Origin of the sequence: Pseudomonas fitomaticsae, from assembly GCF_021018765.1 — a bacterium.
GTDB classification, from domain to species: Bacteria; Pseudomonadota; Gammaproteobacteria; order Pseudomonadales; family Pseudomonadaceae; genus Aquipseudomonas; species Aquipseudomonas fitomaticsae.
On the sequence record NZ_CP075567.1, the window covers coordinates 2,441,481 to 2,457,166 of the forward strand.

Consider the following 15,686-nt stretch of genomic DNA (forward strand, 5'->3'; position numbering starts at 1 on the left):
GCTGCACTGTGCCATTTACCTGGGTTGACTGGGCGATCGTTGCAATCATCGCCATCTCCGCTTTGATCAGTTTGAGCCGCGGCTTCGTCAAAGAAGCATTGTCGCTGGTGACCTGGATCATCGCAGGAGCCGTTGCCTGGATGTTCGGTGGCTCACTGTCCGAGTACCTCGCCGGATACATTCAAACACCGTCGGCTCGTGTGATCACGGGCTGTGCCATCATGTTTGTCGCCACACTGATCGTGGGCGCAATGATCAATTATCTTATCGGCGAGTTGGTTCGCGTCACCGGGTTGTCCGGGACCGATCGATTCCTCGGCATGGCCTTCGGCGCTGCGCGTGGCGTGTTGCTGGTGGTCGTGGCGGTCGGGCTGTTGAGCCTGGGGCCGGTACAGCAGGACGGGTGGTGGAAAGAATCACAGCTCGTGCCAAAGTTTCTATTGGTCGCAGACTGGTCCAAGAACCTGATTCTCGGGTGGAGCAGTCAGTGGCTTGCCAGCGGAATCAGCGTACCCGCTGATATTCCGTTCAAGGAGCAACTCTTGCCGTCGGCCAAAACGCCTCAGTGAGTGTTGTTCAGTTCAGATCCATTAAGTAGGGGTTGCGTCGCATGTGTGGCATCGTCGGTATCGTCGGTAAGTCGAACGTCAATCAGGCGCTGTATGACGCGCTAACCGTGCTCCAGCACCGCGGCCAGGATGCTGCCGGTATCGTGACCAGCCATGATGGCCGGTTGTTCTTGCGCAAGGACAATGGCCTGGTGCGTGACGTGTTTCAGCAGCGTCACATGCAGCGCCTGGTCGGCCACATGGGTATCGGCCACGTCCGTTACCCGACTGCCGGCAGCTCGACCTCGGCCGAGGCTCAGCCGTTCTACGTCAACTCGCCGTACGGCATCACCCTGGCGCACAACGGTAACCTGACCAACGTTGAACAGTTGGCCAAAGAGATCTACGAATCCGATCTGCGTCACGTCAACACCAGCTCCGATTCGGAAGTGCTGCTCAACGTGTTCGCCCACGAGCTGGCCCAGCGTGGCAAGCTGCAACCGACCGAAGAAGACGTGTTTGCCGCCGTGACCGACGTGCACAACCGTTGCGTCGGTGGTTACGCCGTTGTGGCGATGGTGACCGGTTACGGCATCGTTGGTTTCCGCGATCCGCACGGCATCCGCCCGATCGTGTTCGGCCAGCGTCACACCGACGAAGGCGTCGAGTACATGATCGCGTCCGAAAGTGTTTCGCTTGATGTGCTCGGCTTCACCCTGATTCGCGACCTGGCGCCAGGCGAAGCGGTCTACATTACTGAAGACGGCAAGCTGCACACCCGTCAGTGTGCGTCCAACCCGTCCCTGACTCCGTGCATCTTCGAACACGTCTACCTGGCGCGTCCGGACTCGATCATCGACGGCGTGTCGGTCTACAAGGCCCGTCTGCGTATGGGTGAGAAGCTGGCCGAGAAGATCCTGCGCGAGCGTCCTGAGCACGACATCGACGTGGTCATCCCGATTCCGGACACCAGCCGCACTGCCGCGCTGGAGCTGGCCAACCATCTGGGCGTGAAATTCCGCGAAGGCTTCGTCAAGAACCGTTACATCGGCCGTACCTTCATCATGCCTGGCCAGGCCGCGCGCAAGAAATCGGTACGCCAGAAGCTCAACGCCATCGAGCTGGAATTCCGCGGCAAGAACGTGATGCTGGTGGATGACTCGATCGTTCGCGGCACCACCTGCAAGCAGATCATCCAGATGGCCCGCGAAGCCGGCGCGAAGAACGTCTACTTCTGTTCGGCGGCTCCGGCTGTTCGCTTCCCGAACGTGTACGGCATCGACATGCCGAGCGCTCACGAGCTGATCGCGCACAACCGTTCGACCCAGGATGTCGCTGACCTGATCGGCGCTGACTGGCTGATCTATCAGGACCTGCCTGACTTGATCGAAGCGGTCGGCGGCGGCAAGATCAAGATCGAAAACTTCGATTGCGCAGTGTTTGACGGCAAGTACGTCACCGGCGACGTCGACGAGGCTTACCTGAACAAGATCGAACAGGCACGCAACGATGCCTCGAAGGTCAAGACCCAGGCGGTCAGTGCGATCATCGATCTGTACAACAACTGAGTTTCAACCGGCCCTTAGGGGCCGGTTTTGTATCTGGCAAAAGACTTTTTATTTATCGAGAACAGGGCAAGGAGTGACAGCATGAGTCAGGAATGGGATGCCGGTCGGCTGGACAGCGACCTCGAAGGCGTAGCGTTCGATACCCTGGCCGTACGTGCCGGTCAGCACCGTACGCCGGAAGGCGAGCACGGTGATCCGATGTTCTTTACTTCCAGCTACGTGTTCCGTACCGCCGCTGACGCCGCCGCACGGTTTGCCGGGGAAGTGCCGGGCAACGTTTACTCGCGTTACACCAACCCGACCGTTCGTGCGTTCGAAGAGCGCATTGCCGCGCTGGAAAGCGCCGAGCAAGCGGTGGCCACGGCGACCGGCATGGCCGCGATCATGGCGGTGGTGATGAGCCTGTGCAGCGCCGGCGATCATGTGCTGGTGTCGCGCAGCGTGTTCGGTTCGACCATCAGCCTGTTCGAGAAGTACTTCAAGCGTTTTGGCGTGGAAGTCGATTACGTGCCGCTGGCCGATCTGTCGGCCTGGGACGCAGCGATCAAGTCCAGCACCAAATTGCTGTTCGTCGAATCGCCATCCAATCCGTTGGCTGAGCTGGTGGATATCACCGCGCTGTCGGAAATCGCGCATGCCAAAGGCGCGATGCTGGTGGTCGATAACTGCTTCTGCACGCCTGCCTTGCAGCAGCCGCTGAAGCTCGGCGCAGACATTGTTGTGCATTCGGCCACCAAGTTCATCGATGGTCAGGGCCGTTGCATGGGCGGTGTGGTTGCCGGTCGCAGCGAGCAGATGAAGGAAATCGTAGGCTTCCTGCGTACCGCCGGGCCGACCCTGAGCCCGTTCAACGCCTGGATCTTCCTCAAAGGTCTGGAAACCCTGAACCTGCGGATGAAGGCGCACTGCGCCAATGCCCAACAACTGGCCGAATGGCTGGAGCAGCAGGACGGCATCGAGAAAGTGCATTACGCCGGTCTCAAGAGTCATCCGCAGCACGAGTTGGCTCAGCGACAGCAGAAGGGCTTCGGCGCGGTGGTGAGCTTTGAGGTGAAGGGCGGCAAAGAGGGCGCCTGGCGCTTCATTGATGCGACCCGTTTGATCTCGATCACGGCCAACCTGGGTGACAGCAAAACCACCATCACCCACCCGAGCACTACGTCCCACGGCCGTCTGGCGCCGCAGGAGCGTGAGGCTGCAGGCATTCGTGACAGCCTGATCCGCATCGCGGTCGGTCTGGAAGATGTCGCTGACCTGCAAGCCGACCTGTCGCGCGGTCTGGCGGCGTTGTGATCGAGTTGTCTACGCCAAAAGTCGGCACCCATGGCCGCGTTGCATTGGTCACCGGTGCCGCGCGCGGGATCGGTCTGGGCATCGCTGCGTGGCTGATCAGCGAAGGCTGGCAGGTGGTGTTGACGGATCTGGATCGTGTACGTGGTTCGAAAGTGGCGAAGGTGCTGGGTGAAAACGCCTGGTTTATCGCCATGGACGTTGCGGACGAAAGCCAAGTGGCGTTGGGTGTCGCTGAGGTGCTGGGGCAGTTCGGTCGTCTGGATGCGCTGGTATGCAACGCTGCCGTGGCCGATCCGCACAACATCACACTGGAAAGCCTCGATCTGGCTTACTGGAATCGGGTGCTGGCGGTGAACCTCGGTGGGCCGATGTTGCTGGCCAAGCACTGCGCGCCGTATCTGCGTGCGCACAACGGGGCGATCGTCAATCTGGCCTCGACCCGCGCGGCACAGTCGGAGCCGGATACGGAAGCCTATGCGGCGAGCAAGGGCGGTTTGCTGGCGTTGACTCACGCGCTGGCAATCAGCTTGGGGCCGGAGATTCGCGTCAATGCGGTCAGTCCGGGCTGGATCGATGCGCGGGATCCATCCGCGCGGCGCGCGGAACCGCTGACCGATACCGATCATGCCCAGCATCCTGCGGGCAGGGTAGGGACGGTCGAGGATGTGGCGGCGATGGTGGCGTGGTTGCTGTCGAGGAATGCAGGGTTTGTGACGGGGCAGGAATTCGTGGTCGATGGTGGCATGACCAAGAAGATGATTTATACGGAATGAAGCAATTTTGTCTTTTTTAGAAAAACTTCAATCCTGCTATTGACTTAGGTTCGCTACCTGCGTAAATTTCGCGGCCTCGGAGATGCAAACGGGTGATTAGCTCAGCTGGGAGAGCGTCTGCCTTACAAGCAGAATGTCGGCGGTTCGATCCCGTCATCACCCACCACTCCCGAGATACTTGCGTAAGCAAGAGCGTAGGCTGAAAGTGCCTGCACCGACGCGCAGCGGTAGTTCAGTCGGTTAGAATACCGGCCTGTCACGCCGGGGGTCGCGGGTTCGAGTCCCGTCCGCTGCGCCATATTTAACGAGTCAGACACTGTCTGGTTCGCGATTGAAAAGCACCGAAGCTTTCAGTCAAACGAGTTACTTGAGCGCAAGCTCAAAGCGATACGCAGCGGTAGTTCAGTCGGTTAGAATACCGGCCTGTCACGCCGGGGGTCGCGGGTTCGAGTCCCGTCCGCTGCGCCATATCTGTTTCAAGGACCACTGAACGCCTTGAAACACCGAAAGCAACCTTTGGTTGATTCGGAATCGATAGCAAAGACCCTGGTCGAAAGACCGGGGTTTTTTGTGTCTGAAATTTGACCTCTCCCCAATTCCTCCCTCGTAGCCGGCGACGGACGCAAGCCGTGGCTCGTTCGATGCTGCTGCGCAATCTCCCCTGCGTCCATGGGTCGCTGCGATGCGATGCCGCATTGATTTTTGATTCTTTGGTCAAATTTTTGTAACTGGTTGTTTGCTGCGAGCGCAGAAACCTTTAAAGTTAACCTTTCGGTCAGCTTTGCACTGTCATCACGCCCTTTGTTTAGCCAAAAAGGGCTTCTGCAAGACTCGAGATTCCCAGTAGATAACCAGAAGGGCGGATCCATAACCGCCCAGAGGATGATCCATGTCCAACCGTGAAATATCCCGGCGCTCGTTCCTTCAGGGCGGGCTGGTGGCGGGTGTGAGCGTTACGCTCACGCCGCTCAGCAGTCAGGCGCTGGCTGCCTTGATGGAAAACAGCGTGACCGTGCCGTCCGAGCAGTGGCTCGGCAACAACGGCAAGGCGCGTCAGCGTAACGATGCCTTGTCCAAGGTCTGCGGCAGCAAAGTGTTTGCCCGCGACATCCGCTCCAAGGACATGCCGGGCTGGCCCCAGCAGCAAGGCCACGCCATGTTGCTGAAAACCATCAAGGCCGACCGCATCTACGACGGTTACGACCTGTCGTGGCTCGGCGCCGATCTCCAACCCGATCGTATCGTTACCGCCGCCGATCTGGACAAGGACGGTATCGTGTTCCCTGAAGAGCACGCACCGGATCCGCTGCTGCCGGAAGGCAAGGTGCCGATGTTCATCGGTCACCCGGTCGCGATCCTGATCTGGAACGATTTCGAGCGTTTCCGCCAGGCCAAGAACAAACTCAAATTCAATGACAAAGCGATTCGTTACGGCGCGCAAGTACCGTTCTACGAAGGCGATCCCTATGGCAGTTTCCGCTACGTGCGCGTCGGTGGCCCGACTTCGGCGGACGAAGACGAGTTCGCCAGTCTCAAGGACTCGATCCTGTTTCCGATGCTGAAAAACCGCCGTCCGGTGTGGAATTCCCAACCGAACCTGCACGGCAACCTGACCGAACGCGGTCTGTTCTACGCTGACCGCATGAAGAAAGAGATCGACAGCCCGCCGGACAACTGGCTGGTGTTCGACGAGCGCTACAAAACCCCGTCGATCGAACCGGCCGCGATGGAGCCGGACAACGGCAACGGTTGGTACGACCCGGCGACCAAGACCCTGCATTTCGTTGTCGCCACTCAGTGCCCGCTGGAAACCGCCACCGAGACCGCAAAGATGATCGGGCCGTCGCGTTTCGGCCTGGCCAACCTGAACATGCACCCGGGCTACACCGTCGGTTACGGCTCCAAAGACCACAACATTTTCGTCTACTACGCAGCTTTGGCGGCGTTGTACGGCGCAGGTGTGCCGATTCGCCTGGCCAACGACCGCTACGAGCAGTTCCAGAGCGGCATCAAGCGCCACCCGTTCGACATCCGTTACCAGTTGGCAGTGGACAAGACCGACCACAGCTTCAAGATTTTCCGTGCCGAGATGAGCGTCGACGGTGGCGGCCGGATCAACTACAGCCCTTCGGTGGCCGCCGTTGGCGCCACGGCGGCACAGTCGATCTACTACATGCCGCAGAACGATCTGCAGGTCACCGCTTACCATTCCCGCGCCGTTGAAGCGGGTTCGATGCGCGGCTACGGCACGCTGCAGAGCATGGCTTCCACCGAGATGATGGTCGACGAAATCGCCGATCGCCTTGGTGTCGATGCCATCGATCTGCGCCGCAAGAACGCGCTGCGCTCGGGGATGAAAAACACCCAGGGCGCGATCCCGGCCGGTGCGTTGCGCCTGCACGAGATTCTCGACAAGGCTTCGCTGCACGAAGTCTGGAAGAACCGCGACGCGATCAAGAAGCAGCGCGAAGCGGCGGACCCGGATAACTGGTATGGCGTGGGTTTCGCCATTTGCCAGAAAGACTTCGGCACCGGTTCCGAAGCGCCGATGGCCAGCATCGAGTTCACCGCTGACGGGCGCATTTCCCTGCGTCACATCGGCATCGAGATCGGCACCGGCATGTCCACCTCGCAAGCGTTGGTGGTGGCTGATTTCCTCGGCAGCGCGGCTCACGATGTGAAGACCGGCGAAACCGAGTGGGATGAAATGCAGCTGGTCACCGCCGGCAACCCTTACATCATGAGCCAGGCCGAGCAGGACAACTTCCTGCGCAATCCGCGCTGGGTCGGCAAGCTGGCATCGGCCTCGTCCGCGACCAACTCCGCCTACTACTTCAGCCACGCCACCCGTGAAGCGGCGCGCGTGCTGTTCAACCACGGTCTGTGGCCGGCGGCGCTGGAGATCTGGCGTCAGGGCCCGTACGGCGGCCAGGCCAACCCTTACGTGGTGCGTCGCGAAGATGCGCATTGGGTCGACGGCAAACTGACCGCCAACGGCATGCAGCCGCTGACCTTCGAAGAACTCGCCAAGCGAGCTCACGAGCGCGGTCTGGTCACTGGCGCCACGGTTCACGGTTTCAACCGCTGGAGCTGGGCAGAAGCCGAATACAGCATCGACGGCGTGCGCGAGCGTCTGCCACTCGACGGTCTGGCGGTGAAGTACGGCGACGGTGCCCCGAAAGCGAAAAAGGCACAGATGACCAGTGCCGGTTTCCACCTGTTGGATCGGCAGAATGTTGCCTATCCGGTGGTTCAACTGAACAACGCCGCCGTGACTTACTACAGCCCGGTCGCGACGCTGGTCGAGTTGAAGGTCAACAAAGGTTCGGCAGAAGTCGAAGTGCTTAACCATCACTCGTGGCTGGAATGCGGTCGGGTGCTGGTGGAAGAGCTGGTTCGCGGCCAGCTCGAAGGCGGGATCGCCATGGGCATCGGTCACGCCTTGATGGAAGAGATGCCGCTGTACGAAGGCGGGCCGGGGGAGGGTGACTGGAACTTCAACCGTTATCGCCTGCCGATGGCGCGCCATGTGGCGGTGTGGAAGCAGACGTCGGAAATCCTGCCGCCGCTGTCCCCAAGCGACCCGTCCAAAGGCATCGCCGAAGTGGTGATGATCCCGGTGGTCGGTGCCATCGGTAACGCCGTGGCCCACGCCATCGGTAAACGTGTTCGCGATCTGCCAATCACTGCTGCGCGCATCAAGGAGGCCCTCAATGGCTAACCGTCCGCTTCAACTGACCCTCAACGGTCAATCCGTCGGCCCGGTGGACATCCCTGATGACCTGCCGATGATCGATTACCTGCACGAATACAAGAACCTCACCGGTTCGCGCCTGGGCTGCGGCCAGGGAATCTGCCACGCCTGCGTGGTGATCGTTGACAACCCGGACGGCACCAGCGAAGAAGTGCGCACCTGCATCACCGGCGCGCATTACTTCGAGGGCAAGAAAGTCCGCACCATCGAAGGCCACGCCAAGCGTGACGAGCAAGGCCAGGTCACCGAGCTGAACCCGATCCAGCAGCGTTTCGTCGACGAATTCGCCTTCCAGTGCAGCTACTGCGCGCCGGGCTTCGTCAACGCCGCGACCGTGCTGGTGGAAAAGCTGCAACGCCAGCCGATCGTCAAAAGCAAACTGGAACAAGTCATCGAGGACAGCCTCGGTCATCACGTCTGCCGCTGCACCGGGTACGTGCGTTATTACAACGCCACCCGCAACGTGCTGACCGATCTCGGCCTGGTCAAGGAGGGTTAAGCATGAAGCAATTACTGACCCGCCTGACCTTGGCGGTCGGGCTGGCTGTGCCTGTGTTGGCGGCGCACGCGGATGATCAGGTCAAGCGCGGCGAATACCTCGCCCGCGCGGCCGACTGCATGGCGTGCCACACTGCGCCCGGCGGCGCGCCGTTTGCCGGCGGCCTGCCGATCGTGTCGCCGTTCGGCACGATCTACGGCACCAACATCACTCCAAGCAAAGAGCACGGCATCGGTTTGTACAACGACGACGAGTTTTTCGCTGCGCTGACTGAAGGCAAACGTCGTGACGGCGCGAACCTCTATCCGGCGATGCCGTACACCTCGTATCACTTGATGCCGCGTGCGGATTCGGATGCGATTCACGCGTATCTGAAGACCATCGAGCCAATTGAGCGTGCAGCGCCGGTGACGAGTCTGAGCTTCCCGTTCAACGTGCGTCCGGGCTTGATCGGCTGGAACATGATGTACGGCAAAGCCTTGAAGCTGGAGCCTGCCGAAGGCAAAAGCGACGCCTGGAAACGCGGCCAGTACATGGTCGAAGTGCTCGGCCATTGCGGCGAATGCCATACGCCACGTGGCCTGCCGGGCGCGATGCAGTTGGACAAGCGCCTGACCGGCGGCATCCTCAACGGCTATCTGGCGCCGAGCCTGCTGGCAACGGATCTGGCGGCGCGTGGCTGGAATCATCAGGACCTGAGCACGTTCCTCAAGCACGGTATGAGTGCTCAGGGCACGATGTTCAACGAGATGTTCCCGGTGTTCCACAACAGCACCCAAGGTCTGAATGATCCGGATCTGGCGGCGATGGCGACTTTCCTGCTCGGCGACAAGCCTCCGGCGGCGAAAGAACTGAGCGAAGTGCCGGTGGAAAAACTCAGTGCCAGCGCTCAACGCGGCCGTCAGGAATACTTGAACGTCTGCGCCGGTTGTCACGCGGCCGGTGGCGAGGGCAAGCCGCACATCGCGGTGGCAATGCGCGGCAATACCACGCTGCGCCTGGAAGACCCGCGCAACCTGTTGCGAGTGATCGAGGATGGCATCGGCGAACAGAAATTCGCCGGGTTCGAACACATGCAGCCGATGCCGGGTTTTGCCGACAAGCTCAGTGCCGAACAACTGACCGATCTGCTGAACTACCTGCGTCAGGGTTGGGGTGGTCAGTCGGCCGAACTGGCGGTCGGCGATGTGCAGAAGCTTCAGGCTGACGCCCCGTCCATCGAGCACAAGGCGCACTGATCATGCAGCATCTCGATCTGCAGGTTGTGCGGCGGGCGCTGGAGTGGTCGACAGCGGGGCAGCGCATCTGGCTCTGCACCGTGCTGACGACCTACGGCTCGGCGCCGCGCGCGCCGGGTTCGCTGCTGGCGGTGAGCGACGGCGGACAGTGGATCGGGTCGCTGTCCGGTGGTTGCGTCGAGGAAGATTTTCTCGAGCGCGTCGCCGAAGGTGCGTTTCTCGATGCGATCAATGTCGTGCGTTATGGCGAAGGTGACGATCCGCGCTCGCGGGTCAGCCTGCCGTGCGGCGGCATTCTCGACGTGCTGGTAGAGAAATTTGACGCTGGCTGCGATGTGCAGGCGCACCTGCGTGAACTCGAATCGGCATTGCTGGGGCAGCGCCGGTTGATTCGCGAGGTCGATCTGGCCAAGGGCGCGCGTAGTCTGTTTGCCGATCGCGAGCAGGGGGCGCGGATCGAGCGTGAAATCGACCGGGTACGGATCCGCATCGGCGCCGCTCAGCGTTTGCTGCTGGCCGGGTATTCGAGTGTGGCGCAGGCGTGTGCGGAGTTTGCGGTCGGTCTCGGCTTCGAGGTGATTCTCTGCGACCCGCGTGATGAAGTGCTGGAAGGCGTGGTGCTCAATGGCGTGGAGATCCGCCGGCAATTGCCGTCGGTGTTCATCGCCGATGGCGGTTGCCACCGTGATACGGCGGTGGTGGCGTTGACCCACGATCCGCGCATCGATGATCTGGCGATGATGGAGGCCGTGCGCACCGAGGCGTTCTACATCGGCGTGATGGGCTCGCAGCAGACGTCGCAGAAGCGCTTCGAGCGTTTGCGCCGGATTGGCGGGTTGGGGGAGGGCGATCTGGCGCGGATTCATGCGCCGATCGGCCTTAACCTGGGCAGCAAGACGCCGGCGGAAATTGCTTTGGCGGTGCTCGCGGATATCCTGCGGATTCGCAGCGGGATTGCACGGGATCAGTTGTGATTTGAGCTGGATGTAAAAAGGGCCGCTATTCAGTGGCCCTTTTTTTCGCTCATCAGAAACCGAGCTTGTCGCGCAATCCGTAGTACCACGCGCCCAGCGCGGCAAACGGTGTGCGCAGCAGTTGCCCGCCGGGGAAGGGGTAGTGCGGCAGGTCGGCAAACGCATCGAAGCGCTCGGCTTGTCCGCGCAAAGCCTCGGCCAATACCTTGCCGGCCAGATGCGTATAGGTCACGCCGTGGCCACTACAGCCCTGGGAGTAATAGATGTTGTCGCCCAGGCGTCCGACCTGAGGCAGGCGCGACAGGGTCAGCAGAAAATTGCCAGTCCAGGCGTAGTCGATCTTCACGTCCTTGAGTTGCGGGAAGGCCTTGAGCATTTTCGGGCGGATGATCGCTTCGATGTTTGCCGGATCTCGTGCGCCATACACCACGCCGCCGCCGAAGATCAGGCGTTTGTCGCCGGTCAGGCGGTAGTAGTCGAGCAGGTAGTTGCAGTCTTCGACGCAGTAGTCCTGCGGCAGCAGGGATTTGGCCAGCTCTTCGCCCAGTGGCTCGGTGGTGATGACCTGAGTGCCGCACGGCATCGATTTGGCCGCCAGCTCCGGCACCAGATTGCCGAGGTAGGCGTTGCCGGCAACGATAATGAATTTGGCCCTGACCTTGCCCTGCGGTGTATGCACGACCGGGTTGGCGCCGCGTTCGATGCGCACGGCCGGCGACTGTTCGTAGATGGTGCCGCCCAGGGATTCCACGGCGGCTGCTTCGCCGAGTGCCAGGTTAAGCGGGTGAATATGGCCGCCGCTCATGTCGAGCATGCCACCGACATATTGATCGCAAGCCACTACTTCGCGGATGCGGCGCTGATCGAGCAGCTCCAGCTGGGTATGGCCGAAGCGTTCCCACAAGCGTTTCTGCGATTCAAGGTGGCCCATTTGCTTGGCGGTGAGGGCGGCGAATACGCCACCGTCTTTCAGGTCGCACTGAATGTTGTACTTGCTGACGCGCTCACGAATGATCCGCCCGCCCTCGAACGCCATCTGCCCGAGCAGTTGCGCCTGTTTCGGACCGACGCTGCGCTCGATCACGTCGATGTCACGGCTGTAGCTGTTGACGATCTGCCCGCCATTGCGCCCCGAAGCGCCGAAACCGACCTTGGCGGCTTCCAGTACGGTCACGCGAAAACCGTTCTCCAGCAGGAACAGGGCCGAGGAAAGTCCCGTATAACCAGCGCCGATCACACAGACATCCGTCTCCACGTCATCCTGCAGGGCAGGGCGTGGTGGTACGGCGTTGGCCGACGCCGCGTAATAAGACTCTGGGTAAGGGGTGTTCGCCATCCTGCAGCCTCTGTTTAATATATTTTACGAGTGCAGCGATCCTACCCCAGTTGAAAAACCTCCGCCAGCCACCGGGAAATCTTCTTGCGGCAGGTCCAAATTAAATATTTTGCATATTCATAGGGTTAGGTGAAAAAAAGGTGTTGACACCCCTCCGGAATTCCGTAGAATGCCGCCTCACAGCAGGCACGTAGCTCAGTTGGTTAGAGCACCACCTTGACATGGTGGGGGTCGTTGGTTCGAGTCCAATCGCGCCTACCAAACAAAATCCGCTCTGCTGGGCGGTCTGGAAGGGCTCACCGAAAGGTGGGCCCTTTTTTGTTGTCTGCGATTTCAAGAACCTTTGCAAAATTTCGGTTTGGTCGACCGCAGCTACACTTCGGCACATTTGCAGGGGTGTATTCATGAGTCGCCAATTCAGGCGCGCCGGTCCAGGCGATATCGAAAGCCTGTTGAAGATTGATCCAGTCGCTGAAAAAGATAGCTGCCGTCGCGAGTACATCGTGAGGGCTGTTCGGGCGCAGGAGTGCTGGGTTGTCTGCAAGGCGGACGATCCTGGCGTTCCCCTCGGCTACGGATGTCTGGATCGAAGCTTTTTTGGAGAGTGGTTCATACCTCTCGTGGTCGTCTCCAGTGCGAACAGGCGTTCCGGCGTGGGGCGACAAATCGTGAGCGGTCTGGAACATCACGTTTGTGCAGGCAAGATCTTCTCGTCGACCAATACGTCAAACTTGCCGATGCGACAGCTGCTGACAAATCTTGGATATCGGCACAGTGGAACGGTGGAGAACCTTGATCCGGGGGATCCCGAGCTCATTTTTGTGAAATTCTTGAGTCAGGCGCGTATTGACCGCGATGGATTTTGATCCATTCGTCGCTGATCGTCGCGGGCGACCTTTTAAATAGTGTGGATTTTTAAGGGGTTACGTATTTTATTAACCATTCGGTTATCAAAAATACGTTGTTACATACTGGAAAAGTCAGTAATATCCGCCCCGCGTTCACCACCACGGTTTATGCATTTTTAAATCCCAAGCTTCCATCAGCTGCTTGGGATTTTTTTTGCCCGCGATTTGCCTTTCTCGCACCCCTGCCCAGCCTCTCGTCTCGCTCGCACCTGTTTTCAGGGAAGGGTGACAGGCAAGCCCATATTTTTTCGACTACTACTGTTTGGCTGATTTCATCTCTGCCGGACAGGAGTTCATCGATGCTGGTTCATTGGTTTCTTGCAGCGATTCATTTACTGGCGTTTGCCATTGGCTTCTGGGCGGTGTTGACGCGTGGAACGGCCTTCAGCCGCCTGGCGTCCGGCTCCGGTGAGGTCGGGCGCGTGTTGCTTGCCGACAATCTATGGGGGCTTTCGGCGCTGGTGTTGCTCATCACTGGCGGCATGCGCGCCTTTGCGGGTTATGAGAAGGGAACCGACTATTATCTGCATCAGCCGCTGTTCCATCTGAAGATGACTTTGTTTGTGCTGATTCTGCTTCTGGAACTCATGCCGATGATCACCTTGATCAAATGGCGCGTGGCCAAGGCGCGCGGTGCTGTCCCTGACACGGGACGTGCAAAGGTGTTCGCACGGATCAGTCATGCCGAGGCGCTGCTGTTGATTTTGATGGTCGTGGCAGCCACCGGAATGGCGCGTGGCGTTACATTCGGCTAGGCGGGCGCGATTCCCAGCCGCTATTCGGAAATGTCCGACAGCCAGCCCATTGAATGACGGTTAGTATCGGTTGCGAGAAGGGTTGAGGCAGGAAGGGGCGTGGCACGCGCCGTCACCAGGGAGGTGGGGGAATGGCAATACGGCGCTTGAATCTTTAGCCAGTCATTGCGCGCAGGCAAACGAACTGGCTACTGACTGCGATAGGGCTCAGGGCGTTTGTGGCTTGTCCGGTGCGGTCAGGCCAGCCTGGATGCGCTGGTAGATCTCTTCCCGATGCACTGCAACGTTCTTCGGAGCATTGATGCCGATTCGAACTTGCTGGCCGCTGACGCCGAGAATGGTGATCGTGATGTCATCACCAATGTTTATGCTTTCACCGACTTTGCGGGTGAGTATCAGCATGGTCTTCTCCTTGATTGCTTTGTAGGGCACCTGATTCAGACAGTGCAGAGGTCGGTGGTACGTATAGATTAGTGCGAAGTCTTACAGTTTGGGTGCCTCTTTCTGACGCGCAGCAGCGGCATTAATTCCCAGCGCGTAACTATACAGGGGCCGTCGGCATCAATCTCGTAGTTTTATGCCGCAATTTGCGGGGCTCGGAAAGTATTCTCGAATGTTAAGATCGCCGCTTTGAGATTTCAGAGGGAAGCGTTGTGCGCAAATTGGTCTGGGTAGTCGCGGCACTGGCATTGGCGGGATGTGGCGAAGGCAAGAGTGTGGATGCGCAAAAGCCGAAACCGGCGGTGGTAACGGCGCCTGCTGCGGTGGGCCCGCAGTGGGATCTCGAAGTGCGCGGTGAAACCCCTCAGGCCGTCAGCGACCTCAGCGGCTGGCTGATCGAGCATGCCTTTGTCGCCAGTGTCATCAAGGACGCCAGCGGCAAGACCCGGATCCTGCTCGGCCCTTTCAATTCCAAGGCTGACGCCGAGGCTCGCCAGGCGGATGTGAATGCGGCGCTAGTCAAGGCGAAGAAGCAGAACATCGAAACGCTGGTGATCGAGCGCACGGCGGCGCAATAAGGATCCATTCGGCGGAGCTGACTAAAGGGTGTCCCCCGTGATTCGTGTTTAAAGCAATCACTGAAGATGCCCAGAAGGAGCTCCGCATGGCCTCCGCCAATCCTTACAAGTTGTTCGACGTTGTTTTGCGTCACAAGCATCAGCTGAGCCCGCATCTCATGCGGATCACGCTCGCAAGTCCGGTAGTCACCGAAATGGCGACCTGGGCGCCGGATCAGAGAGTGAAACTGTTTTTCCCTGCGGCCGATGGATCGCCCTCCAGGCTGGCGCAGGGGGAGGGATGGTACGCCCGTTTCCGCTCGATGCTGGTCAATCGCCGTCCGGCGATGCGCACCTACACCATCCGTCACTTGCGCGCCGAGCTGGGTGAAGTCGATATCGATTTCGTTCTGCATGGCGAAACCGGCCCGGCTTCCCGTTGGGCGTTGCGAGCGCAGCCTGGCGAGTCGATGCAGATTTTGGCCCCCGACAGCCGATTCTCGGCACAGGAGGCGGGGGGATTTGAATGGAAACCTCCGCAAACGCTCAAGCAACTTCTGCTGGTCGCCGACGCCACAGCGTTGCCGGCCGCCATCGGGATTCTGGACGAGCTGGCGACACTGGCTGAACCGCCGCAGACGCAGGCGTTTTTTGAAGTCGACAGTCGTGAAGACATGTTGGTGGTTCCTGACTGGCCCGGACTTTCGGTGCAATGGCTGATCCGCGATCACGCGACTGCCGGCACGTTGATGGTGGAAGCCGTGCGGCAGGCGACGTTGCCTGTCGATGCATCGCCGGCTGGGCAAGCGGTCGAGCTGGCGGATGTCGACATCGAAGAAGAGATTCTTTGGGAGATCGCCGATACGGCCAGCGAGGGCTTCTATGGCTGGATCGCCGGAGAATCCGCTGCGGTCATGAGTCTTCGCAAGTACCTGATCAAGGAGCGTGGCATCCCTCGCGAGTCACTCAATCTGATGGGGTACTGGCGTTACAACAAGTCCGGCGGTTGAGCACAAAAAAGGCCTTGAGTTTATCGCTCAAG

At 59.8% G+C, this 15,686-nt stretch carries 14 protein-coding genes and 4 tRNA genes; 16 read left to right on the forward strand and 2 right to left on the reverse strand.

Features of this window, described 5'->3' with window-relative positions:
* Positions 1–8: 8 nt before the first annotated feature.
* The 11 genes from KJY40_RS10940 (at position 9) to KJY40_RS10990 (ending at position 10,647) form a co-directional block, all read left to right on the forward strand.
* The gene (locus KJY40_RS10940) at positions 9–569 is read left to right on the forward strand and encodes a CvpA family protein (protein WP_007956464.1); all 561 of its coding nucleotides are present in this window, start codon (positions 9–11) and stop codon (positions 567–569) included.
* Between the two features lie 41 nt (positions 570–610).
* Positions 611–2,116 carry an amidophosphoribosyltransferase gene (gene purF, locus KJY40_RS10945; protein WP_230736713.1) on the forward strand — a complete coding sequence of 502 codons (1,506 nt, stop codon included), beginning with the start codon at positions 611–613 and terminating at the stop codon, positions 2,114–2,116.
* Between the two features lie 81 nt (positions 2,117–2,197).
* The gene (locus tag KJY40_RS10950) at positions 2,198–3,409 is read left to right on the forward strand and encodes an O-succinylhomoserine sulfhydrylase (RefSeq protein WP_085607856.1); all 1,212 of its coding nucleotides are present in this window, start codon (positions 2,198–2,200) and stop codon (positions 3,407–3,409) included.
* Positions 3,406–4,182, forward strand: a complete 777-nt coding sequence (locus KJY40_RS10955; RefSeq protein WP_230736715.1) for an SDR family oxidoreductase — start codon at positions 3,406–3,408, stop codon at positions 4,180–4,182. The genes KJY40_RS10950 and KJY40_RS10955 overlap by 4 nt, the downstream gene beginning before the upstream one ends.
* A gap of 90 nt (positions 4,183–4,272) precedes the next feature.
* Positions 4,273–4,348: transfer RNA gene (locus KJY40_RS10960), tRNA-Val, on the forward strand.
* A 55-nt stretch (positions 4,349–4,403) separates the two neighbouring features.
* Positions 4,404–4,480 (forward strand) — tRNA-Asp (locus KJY40_RS10965).
* Between the two features lie 93 nt (positions 4,481–4,573).
* A tRNA-Asp gene (locus KJY40_RS10970) sits at positions 4,574–4,650 on the forward strand.
* Between the two features lie 421 nt (positions 4,651–5,071).
* A complete protein-coding gene (locus KJY40_RS10975) occupies positions 5,072–7,903 on the forward strand; it encodes a xanthine dehydrogenase family protein molybdopterin-binding subunit (protein WP_230736717.1) in 2,832 nt (943 codons plus the stop codon).
* Positions 7,896–8,435: a (2Fe-2S)-binding protein gene (locus KJY40_RS10980; RefSeq protein WP_007956473.1), complete on the forward strand. Its 540-nt coding sequence runs from the start codon at positions 7,896–7,898 to the stop codon at positions 8,433–8,435. The genes KJY40_RS10975 and KJY40_RS10980 overlap by 8 nt, the downstream gene beginning before the upstream one ends.
* A 2-nt stretch (positions 8,436–8,437) precedes the next feature.
* On the forward strand, positions 8,438–9,673 hold the full coding sequence (locus KJY40_RS10985) for a c-type cytochrome (protein ID WP_230736719.1): 1,236 nt from the start codon (positions 8,438–8,440) through the stop codon (positions 9,671–9,673).
* Positions 9,674–9,675: 2 nt separating this feature from the next.
* Positions 9,676–10,647, forward strand: coding sequence for an XdhC family protein (locus KJY40_RS10990; protein WP_230736721.1), 972 nt, complete (start codon positions 9,676–9,678; stop codon positions 10,645–10,647).
* Between the two features lie 52 nt (positions 10,648–10,699).
* Here KJY40_RS10990 and KJY40_RS10995 read toward each other — a convergent pair whose 3' ends face one another.
* Complete coding sequence (locus tag KJY40_RS10995; protein ID WP_230736723.1) at positions 10,700–11,983, reverse strand: NAD(P)/FAD-dependent oxidoreductase; 1,284 nt, start codon at positions 11,981–11,983, stop codon at positions 10,700–10,702.
* A gap of 184 nt (positions 11,984–12,167) precedes the next feature.
* Between KJY40_RS10995 and KJY40_RS11000 the strand changes: the two genes are divergently transcribed.
* The 3 genes from KJY40_RS11000 (at position 12,168) to KJY40_RS11010 (ending at position 13,646) form a co-directional block, all read left to right on the forward strand.
* Positions 12,168–12,244 (forward strand) — tRNA-Val (locus KJY40_RS11000).
* A gap of 143 nt (positions 12,245–12,387) precedes the next feature.
* Entirely contained in the window at positions 12,388–12,849 is a 462-nt protein-coding gene (locus KJY40_RS11005; RefSeq protein WP_230736725.1) for a GNAT family N-acetyltransferase, read from the forward strand.
* Positions 12,850–13,190: 341 nt separating this feature from the next.
* Complete coding sequence (locus KJY40_RS11010) at positions 13,191–13,646, forward strand: DUF2214 family protein (RefSeq protein WP_230736727.1); 456 nt, start codon at positions 13,191–13,193, stop codon at positions 13,644–13,646.
* Positions 13,647–13,853: 207 nt separating this feature from the next.
* Here the strand turns inward: KJY40_RS11010 and csrA are convergent, their stop codons facing one another.
* Positions 13,854–14,048, reverse strand: coding sequence for a carbon storage regulator CsrA (gene csrA / locus KJY40_RS11015; RefSeq protein ID WP_003179932.1), 195 nt, complete (start codon positions 14,046–14,048; stop codon positions 13,854–13,856).
* Between the two features lie 251 nt (positions 14,049–14,299).
* On the opposite strand from csrA, the gene KJY40_RS11020 reads away from it, so the two are divergent.
* Entirely contained in the window at positions 14,300–14,665 is a 366-nt protein-coding gene (locus KJY40_RS11020) for an SPOR domain-containing protein (RefSeq protein ID WP_230736729.1), read from the forward strand.
* A gap of 86 nt (positions 14,666–14,751) precedes the next feature.
* Positions 14,752–15,654, forward strand: coding sequence for a siderophore-interacting protein (locus KJY40_RS11025; RefSeq protein ID WP_230736731.1), 903 nt, complete (start codon positions 14,752–14,754; stop codon positions 15,652–15,654).
* The last annotated feature ends 32 nt before the right edge of the window (positions 15,655–15,686 follow it).

What these genes read in the sequence shown, in the direction of transcription:
- KJY40_RS10985 (WP_230736719.1), top strand. Translation starts at nt 8,438, where the DNA reads ATGAAGCAATTACTGACCCGCCTGACCTTGGCGGTCGGGCTGGCTGTG.
- KJY40_RS10975 (WP_230736717.1), top strand. Translation starts at nt 5,072, where the DNA reads ATGTCCAACCGTGAAATATCCCGGCGCTCGTTCCTTCAGGGCGGGCTG.
- csrA (WP_003179932.1), bottom strand. Translation starts at nt 14,048, where the DNA reads ATGCTGATACTCACCCGCAAAGTCGGTGAAAGCATAAACATTGGTGAT.
- KJY40_RS11025 (WP_230736731.1), top strand. Translation starts at nt 14,752, where the DNA reads ATGGCCTCCGCCAATCCTTACAAGTTGTTCGACGTTGTTTTGCGTCAC.
- KJY40_RS10995 (WP_230736723.1), bottom strand. Translation starts at nt 11,983, where the DNA reads ATGGCGAACACCCCTTACCCAGAGTCTTATTACGCGGCGTCGGCCAAC.
- KJY40_RS11005 (WP_230736725.1), top strand. Translation starts at nt 12,388, where the DNA reads ATGAGTCGCCAATTCAGGCGCGCCGGTCCAGGCGATATCGAAAGCCTG.
- purF (WP_230736713.1), top strand. Translation starts at nt 611, where the DNA reads ATGTGTGGCATCGTCGGTATCGTCGGTAAGTCGAACGTCAATCAGGCG.
- KJY40_RS10990 (WP_230736721.1), top strand. Translation starts at nt 9,676, where the DNA reads ATGCAGCATCTCGATCTGCAGGTTGTGCGGCGGGCGCTGGAGTGGTCG.
- KJY40_RS10980 (WP_007956473.1), top strand. Translation starts at nt 7,896, where the DNA reads ATGGCTAACCGTCCGCTTCAACTGACCCTCAACGGTCAATCCGTCGGC.
- KJY40_RS11010 (WP_230736727.1), top strand. Translation starts at nt 13,191, where the DNA reads ATGCTGGTTCATTGGTTTCTTGCAGCGATTCATTTACTGGCGTTTGCC.
- KJY40_RS10950 (WP_085607856.1), top strand. Translation starts at nt 2,198, where the DNA reads ATGAGTCAGGAATGGGATGCCGGTCGGCTGGACAGCGACCTCGAAGGC.